15 protein-coding genes and 1 other RNA gene are annotated in these 18607 nt (G+C 69.0%); 7 read left to right on the top strand and 9 right to left on the bottom strand.

What is annotated here, in order from left to right:
- Positions 1-3 precede the first annotated feature (3 nt).
- Positions 4-1485: a S10 family peptidase gene (locus tag OHB24_RS26710; RefSeq protein WP_327633585.1), complete on the bottom strand. Its 1482-nt coding sequence runs from the start codon at positions 1483-1485 to the stop codon at positions 4-6.
- Positions 1486-1529: 44 nt separating this feature from the next.
- On the opposite strand from OHB24_RS26710, the gene OHB24_RS26705 reads away from it, so the two are divergent.
- The 3 genes from OHB24_RS26705 (at position 1530) to OHB24_RS26695 (ending at position 5629) form a co-directional block, all read left to right on the top strand.
- Positions 1530-1898, top strand: coding sequence for a DUF952 domain-containing protein (locus OHB24_RS26705; RefSeq protein ID WP_327633584.1), 369 nt, complete (start codon positions 1530-1532; stop codon positions 1896-1898).
- 10 nt (positions 1899-1908) lie between these two features.
- Positions 1909-2307, top strand: an RNA gene (rnpB, locus tag OHB24_RS26700) — RNase P RNA component class A.
- Between the two features lie 142 nt (positions 2308-2449).
- Complete coding sequence (locus tag OHB24_RS26695) at positions 2450-5629, top strand: S8 family serine peptidase (protein WP_327633583.1); 3180 nt, start codon at positions 2450-2452, stop codon at positions 5627-5629.
- Here the strand turns inward: OHB24_RS26695 and OHB24_RS26690 are convergent.
- Positions 5626-6357, bottom strand: a complete 732-nt coding sequence (locus tag OHB24_RS26690) for a DUF899 domain-containing protein (RefSeq protein WP_327633582.1) — start codon at positions 6355-6357, stop codon at positions 5626-5628. The genes OHB24_RS26695 and OHB24_RS26690 overlap by 4 nt on opposite strands.
- 98 nt (positions 6358-6455) lie before the next feature.
- Between OHB24_RS26690 and OHB24_RS26685 the strand changes: the two genes are divergently transcribed.
- Positions 6456-6806 (top strand): hypothetical protein, encoded by a 351-nt coding sequence (locus OHB24_RS26685; protein ID WP_327633581.1) that lies wholly within the window; start codon positions 6456-6458, stop codon positions 6804-6806.
- A 220-nt stretch (positions 6807-7026) separates the two neighbouring features.
- A complete protein-coding gene (locus OHB24_RS26680) occupies positions 7027-8088 on the top strand; it encodes an alpha/beta hydrolase (RefSeq protein ID WP_327633580.1) in 1062 nt (353 codons plus the stop codon).
- Here OHB24_RS26680 and OHB24_RS26675 read toward each other — a convergent pair.
- The gene (locus OHB24_RS26675; RefSeq protein ID WP_327633579.1) at positions 8046-8570 is read right to left on the bottom strand and encodes a GNAT family N-acetyltransferase; all 525 of its coding nucleotides are present in this window, start codon (positions 8568-8570) and stop codon (positions 8046-8048) included. The two genes, OHB24_RS26680 and OHB24_RS26675, sit on opposite strands and share 43 nt — an antisense overlap.
- Before the next feature lie 52 nt (positions 8571-8622).
- On the opposite strand from OHB24_RS26675, the gene OHB24_RS26670 reads away from it, so the two are divergent.
- Positions 8623-9192, top strand: a complete 570-nt coding sequence (locus tag OHB24_RS26670; protein ID WP_327633578.1) for a TetR/AcrR family transcriptional regulator — start codon at positions 8623-8625, stop codon at positions 9190-9192.
- Here OHB24_RS26670 and OHB24_RS26665 read toward each other — a convergent pair.
- From OHB24_RS26665 to OHB24_RS26645, 5 genes are all read right to left on the bottom strand, one after another.
- On the bottom strand, positions 9181-10614 hold the full coding sequence (locus OHB24_RS26665; RefSeq protein ID WP_327633577.1) for an RNB domain-containing ribonuclease: 1434 nt from the start codon (positions 10612-10614) through the stop codon (positions 9181-9183). The genes OHB24_RS26670 and OHB24_RS26665 overlap by 12 nt on opposite strands.
- A 5-nt stretch (positions 10615-10619) precedes the next feature.
- Positions 10620-11744, bottom strand: a complete 1125-nt coding sequence (locus OHB24_RS26660) for a bifunctional RNase H/acid phosphatase (protein ID WP_327633576.1) — start codon at positions 11742-11744, stop codon at positions 10620-10622.
- A complete protein-coding gene (locus tag OHB24_RS26655; RefSeq protein WP_327633575.1) occupies positions 11741-12499 on the bottom strand; it encodes a zinc ribbon domain-containing protein in 759 nt (252 codons plus the stop codon). Before OHB24_RS26655 ends, OHB24_RS26660 begins: the two co-directional genes overlap by 4 nt.
- A 16-nt stretch (positions 12500-12515) precedes the next feature.
- Positions 12516-13643, bottom strand: a complete 1128-nt coding sequence (locus tag OHB24_RS26650) for a Nif3-like dinuclear metal center hexameric protein (protein ID WP_327633574.1) — start codon at positions 13641-13643, stop codon at positions 12516-12518.
- A 155-nt stretch (positions 13644-13798) separates the two neighbouring features.
- Positions 13799-15454: a glycoside hydrolase family 13 protein gene (locus OHB24_RS26645; RefSeq protein WP_442913924.1), complete on the bottom strand. Its 1656-nt coding sequence runs from the start codon at positions 15452-15454 to the stop codon at positions 13799-13801.
- 109 nt (positions 15455-15563) lie between these two features.
- On the opposite strand from OHB24_RS26645, the gene OHB24_RS26640 reads away from it, so the two are divergent.
- A complete protein-coding gene (locus tag OHB24_RS26640) occupies positions 15564-16772 on the top strand; it encodes an ROK family protein (RefSeq protein WP_327633573.1) in 1209 nt (402 codons plus the stop codon).
- A gap of 107 nt (positions 16773-16879) precedes the next feature.
- On the opposite strand, the gene nagZ is transcribed toward OHB24_RS26640, so the two are convergent.
- Positions 16880-18364 (bottom strand): beta-N-acetylhexosaminidase, encoded by a 1485-nt coding sequence (gene nagZ, locus OHB24_RS26635; RefSeq protein ID WP_327633572.1) that lies wholly within the window; start codon positions 18362-18364, stop codon positions 16880-16882.
- Positions 18365-18607: the final 243 nt, after the last annotated feature.

Here is an 18607-nt window from a genome sequence, read left to right as displayed (position 1 = left end):
CAGTCATCGGTTGGAGGCGGTGGTGATGAAGGTGCCTAGGTCGGTGGACTGTTGGATGCGGGACTGGTCGTGGACGTACATCATGTGGCCGGCTGGGTAGTACTTCGTTTCGATGTTGGTGGTGAGCTCGGCGGGGATCCGGAGACGGGCGAGGGTGTGCTCGGTGGCGAAGTACGGTGTCGCACCGTCGTAGTGGCCGGAGGCGACATGGACGCGAAGGTGCGGGTTGGCGCGCATCGCCTCGGCGAGCTGGTCCGCGACCGAGATCTGCTGGCCCTCGAACTCCTTGAACGACCAGTTCTTCGCGGCGTCCATGTTGATCACCTCGTACGGCAGGTCGTTCTCGTAGCCGAGCTCGACGCGGACGTAGTGGTTGAGCGCCGCGGAGTACGGCCCGGTGATCGCGTTCATCGACGGGTCACGATCGGGGGTCTCCGAACCGTAGTCCGCGTTCCATCCGGTGAAGCGGCCGTCGAGACGTCCGACCGTCTGGCGGCGGGAGCGCAACAGTTCACCGAAGAACCGCATGTGCTCGATCCGCAGGTTCACGCGATCGATGTAGTCCTCGCTCAGCCCGGTCAGCGAGGCCAGCCGGGTGACCACCTCGGCGCGGTAGTCCGCCGAGATTCGATTGCCCTGGGCAAGCGCATTCGGGTACCGCCCGGCCGCGAACCGTTCCGCGTCCGCGAGTACCTCTTCCAGCGACCGATCCGGCACGAGACCGTGATAGTGCGCGATCGCGGCGTACGACGGAAGGAACAACGTGTACGGCAGGTCGTTGCCCGGCGTGAAGTCGAGCGGCCCGAACTCCAGCGCCGCCGAGATCAGCATGACGCCGTTCAGGTACATCCCGTACCGCTGCTGCAGATGCGCGGCCAGCCCGGCCGCACGCGTCGTACCGTAGGACTCGCCGGCCAGGAACTTCGGCGACATCCAGCGCCCGTTCCGCGACGTCCACAGCCGGATCACCTCACCGACCGACTCCAGGTCGCGCGTGAACCCGTGGTAGTCCCCCGGCTTCTCCCCCTCCGCGGCCCGCGAGAACCCGGTCGACACCGGGTCGATGAACACTACGTCGCTGTACTTCAGCAACGTCTCCGCGTTGTCGACGATCGAGTACGGCGGGGGCGCGAGCTCATCCACGTCGCCGGAGACCACGCGCCGCGGGCCGAGCAGACCGAGGTGCAACCAGATGCTCGACGATCCCGGGCCGCCGTTGAACGCGAACGTCACCGGACGATCCTCGGCGTCCGCGTCGTCCAGTGTGTAGGCGGTGAGGAACACCTCGGCCTTCGGCTTCAGCCCGTCGAACTTGCCGTCGGTGAACACCTCCTCGCGGAGCACGATCCGTCCGGTGGTCGCCGTGTACCGCAGCTCCTGCCCGTCGACCGTCAGCGTGTGCTGCGTGGTCACCAGGTCGTCGACCGGCTTCGCGGGCTTGGTCTCGGTGCTGGATTCGCTCTCCGACTGCTCCTCGTTCGCCATGTCGAGCACCTTAATCCACGGCCTCAACCACTAGCGTTGGGTTTATGGCGACGATTCTGCACATCGCGTTCGTGGACCAGTGGGAGGCTGCGCGCGGGGCCGGGAGCTACCGGTGGTCGACCCGCGGCAAGAGCCTCGACGACGGCGCGACGTTCATCCACGCATCCCGCCCCGACCAGGTCGCGATGGTCGCGAACTTCGCGTACGACGACGTGACCGAGCCACTGTGCCTTTTGGTGATCGACACCGCCCGCCTGGTGTCCGCGCTGTGCGACGAGGACCTGGACGGGACCGGGATGAGTTTCCCGCACATCTACGGCCCGCTGAACCTGGACGCGGTGGTCGACGTACGCCCGTACCACCGGGGTCCGGACGGCCTGTGGCCCGAGGTGACCGCCGAGGCCGTATCCTGAGTGGACGGAACGGGTCGGTCGGGCGATCGCGTCGTCCTTTGCAGAGGGCGCCGAGGAAAGTCCGGACTCCACAGGGCAGCGTGGTGGGTAACGCCCACCCGGGGTAACCCGCGGGACAGTGCCACAGAGAACAGACCGCCAGCGGCTCCGATGAACCCCGTGGTTCATAGGAGTGCGGGTGAGGGTGAAACGGTGGTGTAAGAGACCACCAGCTCCGCAGGTGACTGTGGAGGCTAGGTAAACCCCACGTGGAGCAAGGCCAAGAAGGGTGATGGGCAACCACCACCCGCGCGAGCGTCCGAGGGCGGCCCGCCCGAGCTCGCGGGTAGGCTGCTAGAGGTGCCCGGCAACGGTCACCGTAGATGGATGATCGCCATCACAGAATCCGGCTTACAGACCGGCCCGTTCCCCCATCCGGCGATTCCTCCCCCGCGAGTTGAGTGGGGTCGAGGTCTGGCGACCGCCGAAGTTTGGTGCGACTGTGCTCCCAGGGGTCACGAGCAGGTCACGGGAAACGCTTGTGTGGGGTTCAGGGGATGGGGGATCGGACAATGCTGTCTTGGATCAGGAAGCTGGGTGTCATCGGGATCGCGGGGGCGGTTGCGGTCGCGATGGTCGGGGTGGTGCCGGCCGCGGCCGACCCGCCACCACAGCACAAGAAGGAGCTCAGCTACGCCAACAAGGCGCTGCTACAGAAAGCACGGGCGAAGGGCCAGAAGTCGGTCACACTGCTCGTCGCCGCCGACAAGGGACAGAGCAGCACTGTGGCGCAGCGGCTCGTCAAGCTCGGCGGCAGCATCGAGAAGCGCACCGACTCGGTCGGGTACCTGCGCGTGAAGATCAACATCGACAAGGCTCAGGACGTCGCAGGCCTCGCAGGCGTGACCGCCGCGGACGTCGACGACGTGATCCCGCTCGAGGATCCGCGACCACAGGGCAGCACGGACCCGAGTCCGCAGGCCGCGCCGAACGCATCGACTCCGCGGGTCAACCCGTACATGCCGACGGGTGACACCGGTGCCGCGCAGTTCGTCAACGCCAATCCGGCGTGGGACGGCCGCGGCGTCACGGTCGGCATCCTCGACACCGGCGTCGACCTCGGGCACCCGTCGCTGAACACGACCTCGACCGGCGAGCGGAAGATCACCGACTGGGTCACCTACACCGACCCGGCGTTCGTCGGCAACACCAACGCCGACAACGACCCGACGTGGATCCACATGACCACGCAGGCGCCCGGCATGCCCGCGCAGTTCCGTCAGGGCACGTTCAACGAACGCGATGCGCGCCTCGGCGGCGAGGTCGGCAACGACGTCAACCGCGACGGCAACCCGGCGGGATCGTCAGGGCTGTTCGGAGTCCTCTGGGACACCGCCACCAACACCGTCTGGGTGGACACCAACCAGAACGGCAACTTCACCGACGACCTTCCGATGACCGACTACAAGGTCAGGTACGACGTCAACCGCTTCGGCACGGACAACCCGGCCACTCCGATCAGCGAGTCGATGCCGTTCGTCGTCCAGACCGACCCGGCGAACCAGGCCGTGAACATCGGCATCGTGTCCGGCGCGCACGGTTCGCACGTCGCCGGCATCGTGGCCGGTAACAAGCTCTTCAACGGGAAGATGAGCGGCGCGGCGCCCGGCGCGAAGCTGGTGTCGGTCCGCGTGTGCCTGTTCATCGCCGGCTGCACGAACCACGCGCTGCTCGAGGGCATGATCTACGCGGTGACCGTCGCGCACGTCGACGTGATCAACATGTCGATCGGCGGCCTGCCGGCCCTGAACGACGGCAACAACGCCCGCGCGGTGGTCTACAACCGGCTGATCAACGAGAACGGCGTACAGCTGTTCCTGTCCGCCGGCAACAGCGGCCCGGGGATGAACACCGTCGGCGACCCGTCGGTGGCGTCCCAGGTCGTCAGCGCCGGCTCGTACATCACCAGCGCCACCTGGCGGTCGAACTACGGATCGACGACCGGCCCGGCCGAGAACCTGCACCCGTTCTCGTCGCGTGGTCCGGCCGAGGACGGCGCGCTCAAACCGGAGATCGTCGCACCGGGCGCCGCGGTCTCGTCCGTGCCGACCTGGCAAGCGGGTCAGCCGGTCGCCGGCACGTACACCCTGCCGCCGGGCTACGGCATGTTCAACGGCACGTCGATGGCCTCACCACAGCTGGCCGGTGCGGGCGCGTTGCTGCTGAGCGCCGCGAAGGCCAACGGGCAGGCGGTCACACCCGCGCAGCTGCGCAAGTCGCTGTTCTCAACGGCACGGTTCCTGACGAACTACAGCGCGTACCAGCAGGGCAACGGTCTCGCGAACGTCGGCAAGGCGTGGAACCTGCTGAAGAAGAATCCGCGGACCGACCTCATCAACGCCAAGGTTCCGGTCAGCACCGCGCTGTCCGGCTTCCTCGCCACGCCTGGTGTCGGCATCGGCATCAACGACCGCGAGGGCGTCGTCCTGGGTTCGGAGTACACCCGCACGTACACGCTGCGTCGTACCTCCGGCCCGGCGGGCACCGTGAAGTACAAGCTGTCCTGGCTCAGCGGCGACGGCACCTTCGTCACCACCGGCAACGTGATGCTGCCGCTGAACACGGACGTCTCGCTGCCGGTCCTGGTCAAGGCCAAGTCCGTCGGCGCGCATTCGGCGCTGCTGCAGTTCGACGACACCAGCACACCGGGGATCGAGTTCCAGACCCTGAACACGGTCGTGGTGCCGTACACCCTGGCGCAGGCCACGCCGTCACGGACGGTCAGCGGCACCATCGGCCGGAACCAGACGACGAGCTACTTCTTCCGGGTTCCCGCGGGTGTCGCCGCGTTGAAGGTGGACCTGTCCGGCCCGAACGGCACTGCCGGTACCGGTCAGGCACGATTCCTTCGGTTCAGCCCGTACGGCTTGCCGAGCGAGTCCGCGGAGACCAGCAGCCTGTACTGCTACAGCCCGCCCGTCGCCGGCGGGACCTGTGGGGGCGATCCGCTCAGCCGGACCGTCATCAACCCACTGCCCGGGGTCTGGGAGATCACCGTCGAGGCCCGGCGTACGTCGGACCTCCTCAACACTCCCTTCACGCTGACGGCATCGCTGCTCGGCGTATCGGTGTCGCCGAACCCGGACATCATTCCCTCGGCCGTACTCGGGACGCCGCAGTCCCGCTCGTACACCCTGACGAACCAGCAGGGGCCGTTCACGGGCAGGGCTGTGGGGACCGCACTGGGCAGCGCGAAGCTGGCGACGCCCACGATCGCGGACGCCGAGCAGCAGCAGTTCCCGATCAGCGTCACACCAGGAACGACGCAGCTCCGGGCGTCGACCGGGGGCGCGAGTGACATCAACGCGGACCTCGACCTGTTCCTGTTCAACTGCACGTCCGGAAGCTGCGTCCTGGCGGCGCAGAGTGCGGGCAGTACCGCCGAGGAGGCGGTCACCGTGAACAACCCCGCGGTCGGCGTGTGGGTCGCGCTCGTCGACGGGTTCGCGGTGCCTTCGGGTACGACGACGTACAACTATCGCGACGTACTCGTCAATCCCGTCTACGGCTCGATCGCGGTGGCGGACGCCAACGCGCTGAGAGCGACGGGCGCACAGTGGACGGTCTCGGCTGCGGTGACCGGCACCGCGGCACCCGGCGCCGGGCGGGTGCTCCTCGGCAGCGTGGAGGCCCGGACCGACGCGAACGTCCTCATCGGCCAAGGAGATGTGATCATCCAATCCCTGAGCTAGTGGCAGTGGTCGTCAGGTGACTCCAGGCTGCGGCCTGCGGGCTTCTCCCAGGGCTCCTGGCGACCCAACGCGGTGAGGTCCAGAGCGGTGACAGTGAAGGTCATCGCATCTGGACCTCGCCCGTACGTCGAGTAGGTGTGGAAGATCTGCTCGTCGACGCGGAGGAAGCAGCTCAGGCCGTGGAGGTCGAAGGGCTGTTGCCCTTGGGTGTGCTCGTTGTTCGGGAGCGCGTCCCACTCGGGCTTGGTGCGGTAGTTGTACTCGAACGGCACGACGGACTCGTCCAGCGTCACGTGGTAGTCGTAGTTGAAGTCGCTCCCGTACGACGAGTACCACGGGTGCTCCCACCCACGCGTCTCCCGGTACGCGGCGAGCTTCTCGTACGGCGCTCGCGAGACCAGCGCGAGCGTGGTGTTCGCCGCGTTGAGAAACCGCACGGACCCGATCTCGTCGACGAACCCGGTGCAGTTCGGGCACCCGGCGTCCCACTCCGGCTGGAACATGAAGTGGTACACAACCAACTGGTCCCGCCCCTCGAACAACTCCAGCAGCCCCACCGGACCTTCGGCACCGGCGAACGAGTACCCCTTCTCAACCAGCACCATCGGCAGTTCACGGCGCCGCGCATTCAGCGCATCCCGCTCCTTGGTGAACGCCTTCTCAGCAGCCAGCAACGCCCGCCGAGCCCTCAACCACGCATCCCGCCCCACAACCTCCGGCAAACCCATCCCCATCTCCTTCGTCGAACAGCAGAACACCCGAAACGTCGGAACCACCTCGACCACTTCGACATCCTCCCGCCGGCAACCGCCGTACGATCGAACCCGTGGCAGCCGACGACTCGATCCACACGCCGTACCTGACCGTCCAGGAACGCCCCGCGCGCAACATGGCGGCGCGACTCGAAGGAACACTCTCGCTGGACGAAACCACGAACTGCATCGTCGTTCTCAAAGGCGACGGGCTCGTCGAGGTGGCCTGGCCGCCAGGATGCTCGGTGGTCACGCGTGGCGACTCGTTCGCACTACTCGATGCCGACGGCCGCACAATCGCGGCACTCGGCGACACGGTGGTCCTGGGAGGCGGCTACGTCCTGCCCTCGGTCGCGCACACGACTTCTCGCACCGGGAGCGCACGGGTGTTCGCCGTCGGCGGCCGCTACGGACTCCCAAACTGACCCGCCGCCGAGTCGTGGCGGTTGGTTGCCGGCCGGTTTCTCGAGTCGTGGATCGTGGTGGAGATTCGGTGCCGATTCTCACGACTCGGTGGTGGTGCGGCGGGGTGTTGGCCGTACGGGGTGAGAAAGTGGGGGCATGAGGCGACGGGTGCGGACTGGGGTCGTGTTCGTGCTTTTGGTTGTGCTTGTTGGTGGGGCTGGGTATGTGGGGTGGGTGTTGGTGCAGCGGTCGGAGCCGGTGGCGTTGCCGGAGACGACCGGGAGTTTTCAGGTGGGGCGGCGGACGTACGAGTGGACCGACACGCCGCGCCGCGACCCGTACTCGAACGGACCGCGTCGGCTCGCCGTCTGGCTCTGGTATCCGGTGGCCAAGGACACGACCGGCCGCCGCGTGCAGTACGCACCGGGTGACTGGAGCGGGCTGCACTTCAAGGCCCCGACCTCCTTGCTCCAAGGACCGTTCGACACGCTGCAGGATCGCGCCCTCGACCGCGTCGCCGTTGCCCCCGGCCGGTTCCCGGTCGTCGTGCTGATGCCCGGTATGGGCCTGTCGGCTCCGATGTACGCCTCTCTCGCGGAGGATCTCGCCAGTCACGGATACCTGGTCGCCGGCGTCACCCCGACGTACAGCGCGAACCTCACCGTTATCGGCGGGCAGACCATCGAGAGCAAGCCGGAAGCGAACCCGCCGAATCTCGGCGAGAGTACCGAAGGCGCGAAGCAGGTCGGCGATCACCTCGTCGGCGTCTGGGCCGCCGATGCGCGGTTCGCGGCCGGCATGGTCGCCAAGGAACTCCCGAACTCGGTCGAGTCCGCGGTCGGCCCGTCGTACGTCGGCCACTCGTTCGGCGGCGCGGCGTCACTCGAGGCCTGCCGGCTGGATGCACGGTGCGCGGCCGCGGTCGACCTCGACGGGGTCCAGTTCGGTGAGGTCGTGACGAAGGGAGTGAAGGCGCCGATCATGCTGCTCGGCGCCGACGACTCCTGTATCACCAGCGTCTGCGGCCCGGACGCGAAGAACGACCACGACCGGGACCGCGCCCTCTCGTTGCTCAAGGCAAGCACCGGTACGTCGTGGTGCGCCACGGTCCCCGGCACCCGGCACTTCAACTTCACCGACTACGGCGCCTACTACCTGGCGTACCCGCTCCGCAGGTACCTCCCGCTCGGGAGCACCGCCCCGCGGCACGCGCTGACCGTCACGAACGGGTACGTCAACACGTTCCTCTCGCACGCGATCTACAAGACCGCCGCGCCCGGCGCACCGGCCTGTAAATCCTGAAGATCCAGCTCGTACGTCTGACCCACGAGGTTGTCGCCCCACATCTCATGCACTTCGGAGCCGGTGAGGCGGAACCCGCGCGCCAGATAGACGTGCCGCGCCGCGACGAGCGGATCGTTCGTCCACAGCACCATTCGCTTGTAACCAGCTGAGCGGGCGAACGCCAAACACGTGTCGACCAACTCGCCGCCGAGCCGGAGGCCCCGCGCCGCCGGTGTCACCAGCAGCAACCGCAACTGCGCGGTCGTCTCGTCCGGCCCGCGCACGCAGAAGATGCTGCCGGCCCGTTCCCCGTCCACCTCGGCGATCCACGCGGCCTCGCGCTCGTCGTCGTGGTCGGACGCGTACGCCGACACGATCTCCGCGATCAACGTCTCGTACGACGGACCCCAGCCGTACTCCGCCGCATACACCTCCGCATGCGACTGCACGACCCAGCCGAGGTCTCCAGGCTGTCCCAGCTTCCTGATCAGTTTCGTCATCTACCTACCCGATCTACTGACACGACTGTTTCAGTAAGCAATACTATCCCCCGTGCCGTCCACCAAGGAAGTGCCGTCCAAAGATGGCCCGTCCGCCCGCGAGCAAGAACTGCTCGAGCGCGCGTACGCCTACTCACTCACCCACGGGCTCGCCGACCTGTCGCTGCGACCGCTGGCGACCGCGATCGGCTCCAGCCCGCGCGTGCTGTTGTTCCTGTTCGGCAGCAAGGACGGCCTGATCCGCGCCCTGCTCGCCCGCGGCCGCGCCGACCAGCTCGAACTGCTCCGTCAGACCGAGCAGCTGTACGACGAGCCGCCCGGCCTGACGGCGATCGCGCGGGAACTGTGGACCTGGCTGGCTGCTCCGGAACGCCGGCCGCTGATGACGTTCTGGGTCGAGGCGTACGGGCGCTCGCTCGTCGCGCCGGACGGCCCGTGGTCGGACTTCGCGCGCTCGACCGTCGACGACTGGCTCGAGCTGCTCAGGACGAGCGCGCCCGAGCAGACGGAGGCACGACGTACCGCCGTACTGGCGATGCTTCGCGGCGCCCTGCTCGATCTGCTCGCGACCGGCGACCTGGACCGAACGACCGCCGCCCTCGAGGACTATCTAGGGGACTAGTTCGAACGCGACGGTGCGCTTGGCGATGTCGGCCTCGACGAGCTTCACCCTGACCTGCTGACCGAGCGGCAGTGCCGCACCGGTGACCCGGCCCTCGATCGCGAACTTGGTCAGCGCGACGATGCCGCGCGTGTTCTCCTTGTCGTCCACGTCGGTGATCACGCCGTCGAACTCGGCGCCGACCTGATCCGCGACCAGGCCCGCCTCGACCATGCTGACGATCGACCGCTCGTACGCGTGCGCCCGCCGGTCCGCGTCGTCCATGGTCTTCGGGATCTCGTCCATCGACTCGCGCACCCAGGCCGGCACCTCGACGCCCGCCGACAGCGCGACGCAGATCTCCCCCGCCCACCGGTCCACCAACCGCCGCAGCGGCGCGGTGACATGCGCGTACTCCGCCTTCATGGCCGCGTGCCCCGACTGCTCCGGCACCTGGCCGTCGAACGCCGTGTACCCGGCACCGCGGAACAGCACCGTGCACGCCGCGAGCATCGCCGCGTGCGCCGGCACCTTCGGGTCGAGCCCGTGGATGAACTCGGCGTACGTCGCCTCGTCCGACCAGACGATCCCGAGCGCCTTGGCGGTGTTGCCGAGCTTGCGCCGCAGGTCGTCGTGCGACTCGGGCAGCGTGCGCAGGATGCCGATCCTGCCCTTCGTCATCAACTGCGCGGCCGCCATGCCTGTGAGCAGCGAGATCTGCGCGTTCCAGCCCTCGACCGGCAGCGGCGCGCGGAACTCCAGGCCCCAGCCGTGGTTGGAGGTGACGATCTCCTGGTCCGGGATCGGGAGGTTGACGCCGCCGCGTTCCAGTTCGCGCTGCTCGCGGAGCTTCCCGACCTCGCGCAACAGCTGCAACGACTCCGACGCCGTACCCGCGTCCAGATCCTTCTGTACGCCGGCGTAGTTGAGCTTCGCGCGCGACTTCACCAGAGCCCGCTCGCACGTGACGCCCGTACCCTCGCCGGTCGCATCCACGGTCATCGTCCACAGCAGCGCGGGACGCACCACGTCGGGCAGCAGCGAGGCCGCACCTTCGGACAGCTCCGGCGGGTGCAGCGGGGTCCGCTTGTCCGGGGCGTAGAGCGTCTCGCCGCGGCGCCGGGCCTCGGCGTCGATCGGATCGCCGGCCTGCACGAACGCGGCCACGTCGGCGATCGCGTAGTACACGGTGAACCCGTCACCGCTCCGCTCGATGAACAGCGCCTGGTCGAGGTCCATCGAGTCCGGCGGATCGATCGTCACGAACTCGAGATCGGTCCGATCGAGCTCCGGTAGCCGCGCGTTCTGGGAAGCCTTCACAGCCGCGGCTGTCACCTCAGGCGGGAACTCCGCGGGCACCTCCTGCTCCCGGCGGATCTCCTGCAACGATGCCCGGAAGACCTCCGGAACGGCCTCGGCGAAACGAACCCTCTGCAACGGCATAGGGGTCAGACTAGCGAGGGCTGCACATTGAAGGAGCGCAAGGACGCGAGTCCGTCGGCGTACCAGTGGATCTCGGTGAGCGTTGCCGGGCGCAACTCCATCCGGAACAGCGCGGACATCGGGGCCTGGAGCACCGACCGGACCATCAGCTTGATCGGCGTCACGTGGGTGACCACGACGACCGTCTTGCCCGGATACTTCGCCAGCAGACCATCACGCGCCGAGCGGGCCCGCCGGGCGCAGGTGTCGAACGATTCACCGCCGGGCGGCGCGACCGCGGTCGACTCCAGCCAGGCGCTCATCGCGTCAGGCCACTTCTGCTGGATCTCCGCGAACGTGTGCCCGTCCCAGTCGCCGAACGCGACCTCTCGCCAGTTCTCGTCCACGACCGGGTCCAGCCCGAGCTTGGCCGCGACCGCCGCAGCGGTCTCCTGGGTACGGCGCATCGGCGAGACGACGAGCGCGTCGACGCCGCCGATCCGCGCCAGGTACTCGGCGGCCGCCAGCGCCTGCGCGCGGCCGGTGTCGCTCAGACCGGGATTGTCACCACCGGATCCGGAGAAGCGCTTCTCCGCGGTGTGCGGCGTCTCGCCGTGCCGCAGGAAGATCAGCTGCGTCGGCGGCTCGGCCTGCGGACCCCAGCCCTGCAACGCCTTCGCGAGGTCCGACGGGTCCTTCGCCACCGCCGGCGACGATCCGGCAGGCGCCGGGACCAGCGGGATGTCGATGCCGTCGAGCGCGTTGTTCGCGAGCGCGTCGGCGGCGGAGTTCTGCGCCCGCGGCACCCAGGTCCACTCGGTTCCGAACGGCGCCAGCCCTTGCGCCTTGATCGCCAGCGGCTGCAGGTCCGGGTGCTTGATCTTCCAGCGGCCGGCCATCTGCTCGATGACCAGCTTGGAGTCCATCCGTACCTCGATCGAGGCGTTCGGCGCGTACTCCGCGGCAAGCTCGAGCCCCGCGACCAGCCCGGAGTACTCCGCGACGTTGTTGGTGGCGATCCCGAGCGTCCGGCCCTGCTGCGCGATCACCTTCCGGGTCACCGGGTCGCGCACCAAAGCGCCGTACGCCGCCGGCCCCGGGTTCCCGCGCGATCCACCGTCAGCCTCGACGATCACGTGGTCATAGCTCATGCGGCGCTCTCCGACGTCCGCACGAGGATCCGTCCGCACTCGTCACAGCGCAGTACGGCGTCCGGCGCGGCGGACTTGATCGTGTTCAGGTCGGAGGGTGCGAGCTCCATCCGGCACCCCATGCAGCGCTTGCCGACCAGCGGCGCGGCGCCGATCCCGCCGTTGTGCTCCCGCAGCCGCTGGTACTGCGCGAGCAGCTGCTCAGGCAGCTCGGCCGCGACCGTGGAGCGCTTGTCGCCGTACTCGGCGCGCTGCTCGTCGAGCTCCTTGAGCACGGCGTCGCGGCTGGTCTCCAGCTCGGCCTGCCGGCCGGCGAACGCCTCGGCCCGGGTGCGCAGGTCGATCTGCACCGCCTCCGCGGCCTCGAGCTTCTCCATCACCTCGAGCTCGGCGTCCTCCAGGTCGGAGATCCGCCGGTCGAGCGAACCGATCTCGTGCTGCAGGTTCTCCAGGTCGCGCGGCGAGGTGACCTGACCGGAGTCGATCCGCTGCTGGTTGCGCGCCTTGCGCTGCCGGACCTGCTCGACATCGCTGTCGGCCTTCTTCTGCTCACGCTGCAGGTCGCTGACCTCGGTGTCGGCGGTGACCAGTTCGCGGTCGACCACGGACTTCTCGGCGGTCAGCTCCTTGAGCGCCTGGTGCTCGGGCAACGACGCGCGCTTGTGCGCGACCTGATCCAGCTGCAGGTCGAGATCCTGCAGGTCCAGCAACCGGCGTTGGACGGCGGGCTCGGCGTTCAGAGTCGGCTCCTTCAAATTCGTGGCGGCGCGCTCAGATTCGCAGGGTCCATGCGTCCGTGCAGAGCGTTGAGATGTGAGTGTCCACGGTACTGCCTTGAGCCGCCAGTCCTTCGCGCAGGAGGCGGTCGGCGGTGGCCAGCCACGGCCACTCGCTCGCCCAGTGCGCGACGTCGACCAGAGCCGGATCGCCGTACGCGCGAGCCTCGGTGGCGGGATGGTGCCGAAGGTCGGCGGTCAGATAGGCGTCCACGCCTGCCGCGCGGACCCGGTCGAACTCCGAGTCCCCTGCTCCCCCGACCACCGCGACGGTCTCGATCGTCCGATCCAGGTCCCCGGACACGCGGACTCCGTGCTCGGTCCGCGGCAGGCTCTCCGCGACGAGCTGTCCGAAATCGGCCAGCCTCAGCGGCTCCGCGAGTACGCCGACCCGCCCGCCGCCACGCTCACTCGGCAACGCGGCCACCTCATAGATGTCGTACGCCGGTTCCTCGTACGAATGCGCCGCGACGAGTGCCTCGACGACCGCGCGGCGCTTGCGGCGCGGCAGGAGCATCTCGATCCGGTTCTCCGGCACGACCTCGATGTCGCCGACGGTCCCGATCGCCGGGTTCGCGCCGGCGAGCGGCCGGAAGGTCCCCTCGCCGGTGCCGCTCCACGCGGCCCGCTCGTAGTCGCCGATCTGTCCCGCACCGGCCTTCGCCAGCGCGTCGAGCATCGCCTGCGTCTCCGCGACCGGGACGAACACGACGACCTTGTCCATCGGCTCGGCGGGCATCGCCTTCAGCGGCCGAGTGTCGCGCAGCCCGATCGCGGCGGCGAGAGCGTCGCTGACACCGGGGTTCGCATTGTCGGCGTTGGTGTGGCAGACATGCAGTGCGACCCCCGCGCGGATCAGGTCGTGGATCACGCGGCCCTTCGGCGTCGTCGCGGCCACACTGTTCACTCCGCGCAGCAGCAACGGGTGATGCGTGACGAGCAGATCGAACCCGCCGTCGATCGCCTCGTCGATCACGCCCCGCATCGGGTCGACGGCGAACAGGATCCGCCGTACCTCCTGCTCCGGGTCGCCGGTCACCAGGCCGACCGCGTCCCAGGATTCCGCCCAGGCGGGGTTGTAGAGCCGATCGAGAACCGCGATCACGTCCGCAAGCGTCGTCACGCGCTTATCCTGACATTCCCGCAGTTGGGACGGATCGTGACGGGGGCAACCGCCCGGTGCCCCCGCCACGTCCATCAACGCCCCGGCCACAGGGGGAGGGCCGTCTGCAGACGGCCGGCCGGAGCGGGTCTTGGGGTTGGTGCCAAAGAGTTGGGCTAGATCAGCCAGGCCGTCGTGGCGCTGGGCAGCTTCTCACCTTCGAGCGGGCCGCTGGACAGCACGACCGCGGCGTCGGGTAGTTCGACCGGGGCGGCGCCGAAGTTCGTGACGCTCTGCCAGCCGCCCGAGCGGACGAAGTGCAGGACGTCGTCGGTGCCGTCGATCCAGGTGAGCGAGCTGCCGGTGCGCAGCCCACGCCGTACGGCGAGAGCCTTGCGGTACAGGCTCAGCGTCGACTCCACATCGTCCTGCTGCGCCTCGACCGAGTACGCGCCGAACCACTTCGGCTGCAGCAAGTGCGAGCCACCCGTGCCGAAGCCGAAGGACAGACCGCCGACGGTCCACGGCAGCGGCACGCGGCAGCCGTCACGGCCCTTCTCGGCACCCTTCGAGCGGAAGTACGCCGGGTCCTGCAGGTTCGCGGCCGGCAGCTCGCCGACCTCTTGCAGACCGAGCTCCTCACCCTGGTAGAGGTACGCCGAACCCGGCAACGCCAGCATCAACAGGGTCGCGGCACGTGCGCGGCGCAGACCGAGCGCGACGTCGACGGTCGGCTCGGTGCCGTTGCTCAGCAGCCAGTCCTTGCCGTCCTGCCAGCCGCCCTTCGGGTTCCGCGGCAGGCCGTATCGGGTGGCGTGCCGGACGACGTCGTGGTTCGAGAACACCCACGTCGACGACGAGCCGCCCTCCTCGGCGAGCGCGAGGTTCTCCTCGATCACCTTGCGGAACTTCTCGTACTCGAAGTCGGCCTGCAGCAGGTCGAAGTTGAACGCCTGCCCGAGCCCGTCGGCACTCGCGTACCGGGCCCGGCGGGCGGCCGGCACGAACGCCTCGGCGACCGCCGACCGCGGCGGGTCGTAGGTGTTCAGCAGCTTGCGCCAGTCCTTGTAGATCTCGTGGACGCCGTCCTGGTCCCAGAGCGGGTGCTGACCGTTGGACTCGGACTGCCGCGGCAGCGTGGCCTTCGACGGGAACGGCTCGGACAGGTCCTTCACGAGCGCGTGCGCGACATCGACGCGGAAGCCGTCGACGCCTCGGTCCGACCAGAACTTCAGGGTGTCCAGGAAGTCCGCGCGTACCTCCGGGTGCTGCCAGTTCAGGTCCGGCTGCTCGGCGGCGAACATGTGCAGGTACCACTGGCCGTCGTCGGTCTGCGCCCAGGCGGAGCCGCCAAACACCGAGTCCCAGTCCGATGGCGGCTGGTCGGGGGCACCGTCCGGGCCGTCGCGGAAGATGTACCGGTCGCGGGCCGGGTGGCCCTTCGCGGCCTCGAGCGCCTCGACGAACCACTCGTGCTGGTTCGACGTGTGGTTCGGCACGATGTCGACGATCAGCTTGATGTTCTCCGCGTGCAGCGCCGCGACCAGGCCGTCGAAGTCCTCGAGGGTCCCGAGCCGCGGGTCGACGTTGCGGTAGTCGTCGACGTCGTACCCGCCGTCGGCCAGCGCGGACGGGTAGAAGGGGCTCAGCCAGACCGCGTCGATGCCCAGCGCCACCAGGTACGGGACACGACTGATGATGCCGGGCAGGTCACCGACACCGTCGCCGTTCGCGTCAGCGAAGCTGCGGGGGTAGATCTGGTAGACGACGGCCTGCCGCCACCAGTCGGCCTGTGCCGTTTGGGTCGTTCGGGTCGTCTGCGGACTCGTCACGATCGCCTCACTCGGAATCTGCTGGTAACCCAGCGTTTATATATAGGCTCTAAATTTAGAATCTGCATGTATTCTGCGGTCGGTACGACGACGAGGTCAAGGGGCTTTCATGGCGAAACCACCGACAACGCCGCCCACGGCCACGCCGACGATGTTGCGCCGGGTGAACGCGGGCAAAGTACTCGGCGTGCTCACCCGCGCGCGGGTGATGACAGGAACCGGCCTGATCGAGGCCACAGGTCTCACCCGCGCCACCGTGCACGCAGTCTGCAACGACCTGATCTCGATGGGCTGGGTGGTCGAACTCGACCCCGGCCGGACGTCGGTCGGGCGGCCGTCGCGGCGGTTCGAGTTCAACAGCCACGCGGGGTACGTGCTCGGCATCGACATCGGCGCGGCCAAGACGACGGTCCTGGTCTCGGACTTGCGCGGCGAGACGGTGGCGAAGGCCGGGCGGTCGGCCGCAGGCGTGAAGACGCCGAGCGAGCGGACCGAGATCGTGCACCAGACGGTCGTCGAGGCGGTCGACTCCGCGGGCGTGACGGACGCTCAGATCCTCGCGGCCGGCGCCGGAGTCGCGGCACCCGTCGACCGGGACGGGAACATCCTGGTCGACGACGAGTTCTGGCGGCGGTTCGACACCGGGCTCGCGGAGCGGTTGACCGAGCTGCACGGGTGGCCGGTCCTGCTGGAGAACGACGCCAATCTCGCGACGCTCGGGGAGCACTGGCGGGGCGAGGCGCGCAACGTCGACGACCTCGTCGTACTGCTCGCCGGTGAACGGTTCGGGTCGGGGCTGATGGACTCCGGCCGGTTGCTGCACGGCAGCCGCGGCGGCGCCGGCGAGATGGTGTTCCTGAAGCTGATCGAGGGCGTCGGCGACACCCACGGGATCGCCCGGATCGCCCGCGAGAACGGTACGGCGGCGGTCGCGGACGCGGCCGTGCACACGTCGTTGCGGGACCTCGCGACCGACGGCGAAGTGACCGCCGAGCAGGTGTTCCGTGCGGCCGCCGACGGCGACAAGGTTGCCCAAGGCATCCTCGAGGACATCGCCGGCCGGACCGCGCGGGTGGTCGCGACGCTCGGCACCCTGTTCAACCCCGAACTGGTGGTCCTGGGCGGCGCCGTCGCCGAGGCCGCCGCCGCCCTGCTCCCCGACCTCGAAGCCCACCTGGCCCGCTACACCAGCACTCCCCCACGCGTCGCCGTCTCGTCGCTCGGCGACGCAATCGTCTCGGTCGGGGCCGTCCGCCACGCCCTCAACCACGTCGAACAACACGCCCTCGACCTCGAGCTGGGCTGCCGCCCGGCGTGAGGCGCGGACGCCCAGGCCATCACAATCGCCCGCCGACCGGCGTCGCCCCGCTGGAGCCCACCGCCCGGCGCCAATTGTGATGGCCTGCGGGTCCGCCGAACACAGGCTTAGACCTGGCGGGTCAGCTCCTTGGCGATGGTCTCGAGCACGATGACGTTGCGGCCGGACGTGGTGGCGGACGGGGTGCCGGCGGGGACGAGGGACTGGTCCTCGGGGATGCCGGTGCAGAGCACGAAGACGTTGTCGGGGTGGCCCTGGACGAGGTGGTTGAGGGCCTCGCGCATCCACGGCGTACGGCCGGCATCCTGGACAGCGATCACCAGCGGGCGACCCTGCGCGGCCTTGGCTGCCTTCGCGATCGCGTCGTCCTGGGGCTCGCCGGTGTCAGTGAGGTGGTGCTCGCCGCGGAGTACGACGCCCTCGGCGCCGGGAGCGACCCGCGTGAAGATCTCGGGCAGACCGGAGAAGTAGGGATTCCAGGCCGGGTGCAGCCCCTGCGTCAGGTCGACGACGTACGGCGTCGCGCCGAACGCCGGGAACGTCTGCCCGGCCACCACGCGCGCGGCGACCTCGCGGATCGGGGCGCCGCCGAGGCCCGGCTGCCGGCTGCGCTGCCCGAGTGACGCGGCAAGAGTGCGGACCCGGGCGGCGGCGTCGGCGACCCGCTCGGCGGGGAGCGTGCCGGTGCGAACGGCGTCGGCCACGCGGGCGGTCAGGGCCTGCGGGTCCGCCGTACCGACCGCGATCATCGCGAGGTCCGCGCCGGCACCGATCGACGCGACCGCGGCGTCCTCGATCGAACGGTTCTTGGTGATCGCCTGCATCTCGAGCGCGTCGGTGGTGATGACGCCGGTGAAGCCGAGCTCCTCGCGCAGCAGTCCGGTCAGCACCCGGTGCGAGAGCGTGGCCGGCTGGTCGTCGTACGCCGAGAAGATGATGTGCGCGCTCATCACGACGTCGGCGCCGGCGGCGATGGTCGCGCGGAACGGTGCGAGCTCGACGGCCGCGACCTCCTCGATCGACCGGTCGACGCGCGGGAGATCGGTGTGGGAGTCGACCGAGACGTCGCCGTGGCCCGGGAAGTGCTTCGGGCAGGCGGCGATCCCGGCGTCGTGGACGCCCTCGACGAACGCGACGCCGTGCCGCGAGACGACGTCCGCGGTGCGGCCGAACGAGCGCGTGGAGATGATCGGGTTCGCGGGGTTGCTGTTCACGTCGACCGACGGGGCGAGCATCAGGTCGATGCCGAGCGCGGCCAGGGTCGCGGCCGCATCCCGGGCCGCGGCGCGGGTCAGGTCGACGTCGTCCAGGTCGCCCAGCAGGCGCGGCGAGGCCAGCGGCCACGGATTCGCCGGCGCGAGGTGGCTGAACTCCCCGCCCTCGTGGTCGATCGCCACGATCAGGTCCGGCCGCTCGGCCCGCAGGGCGGCCGTCAGCGCCGCCACCTGCTCGGCGTCGGCCACGTTGCGGGTGAACAGGATGACCGCCCCGAGACCACCCGCCACCGCCCGCCGGAGGTCGTCGGGAGCCGTCGTCCCGGTGAAGCCGACGACCAGCGAGCCGGCCGCGTCACGATCCAGTTGATCACTCATCCCCCCACCCTCTCCCCCACCCGGTCCACTCCGCCACCCACCCCACCACCTTGAGCACCCACCAACCATTTCGACCGCCGCGAAATGGTTGGTGGGTGCTCAAGGTGGTGGGGAACGATGGGGCTGAGAGCGGCTGGAGGGGCATCGTTGTCAAGGGTGGTCATGACAGTTTCCTGCCCTCTTCCTGCGGGTTTTCCGTGATTACCACGAATCACCTCTGTCTGTTCGGGCCGACTACAGATA

This window comes from Kribbella sp. NBC_00482 (genome assembly GCF_036013725.1).
Classification (GTDB): domain Bacteria; phylum Actinomycetota; class Actinomycetes; order Propionibacteriales; family Kribbellaceae; genus Kribbella.
This window is presented reverse-complemented; position numbering and strand designations above follow the sequence as displayed.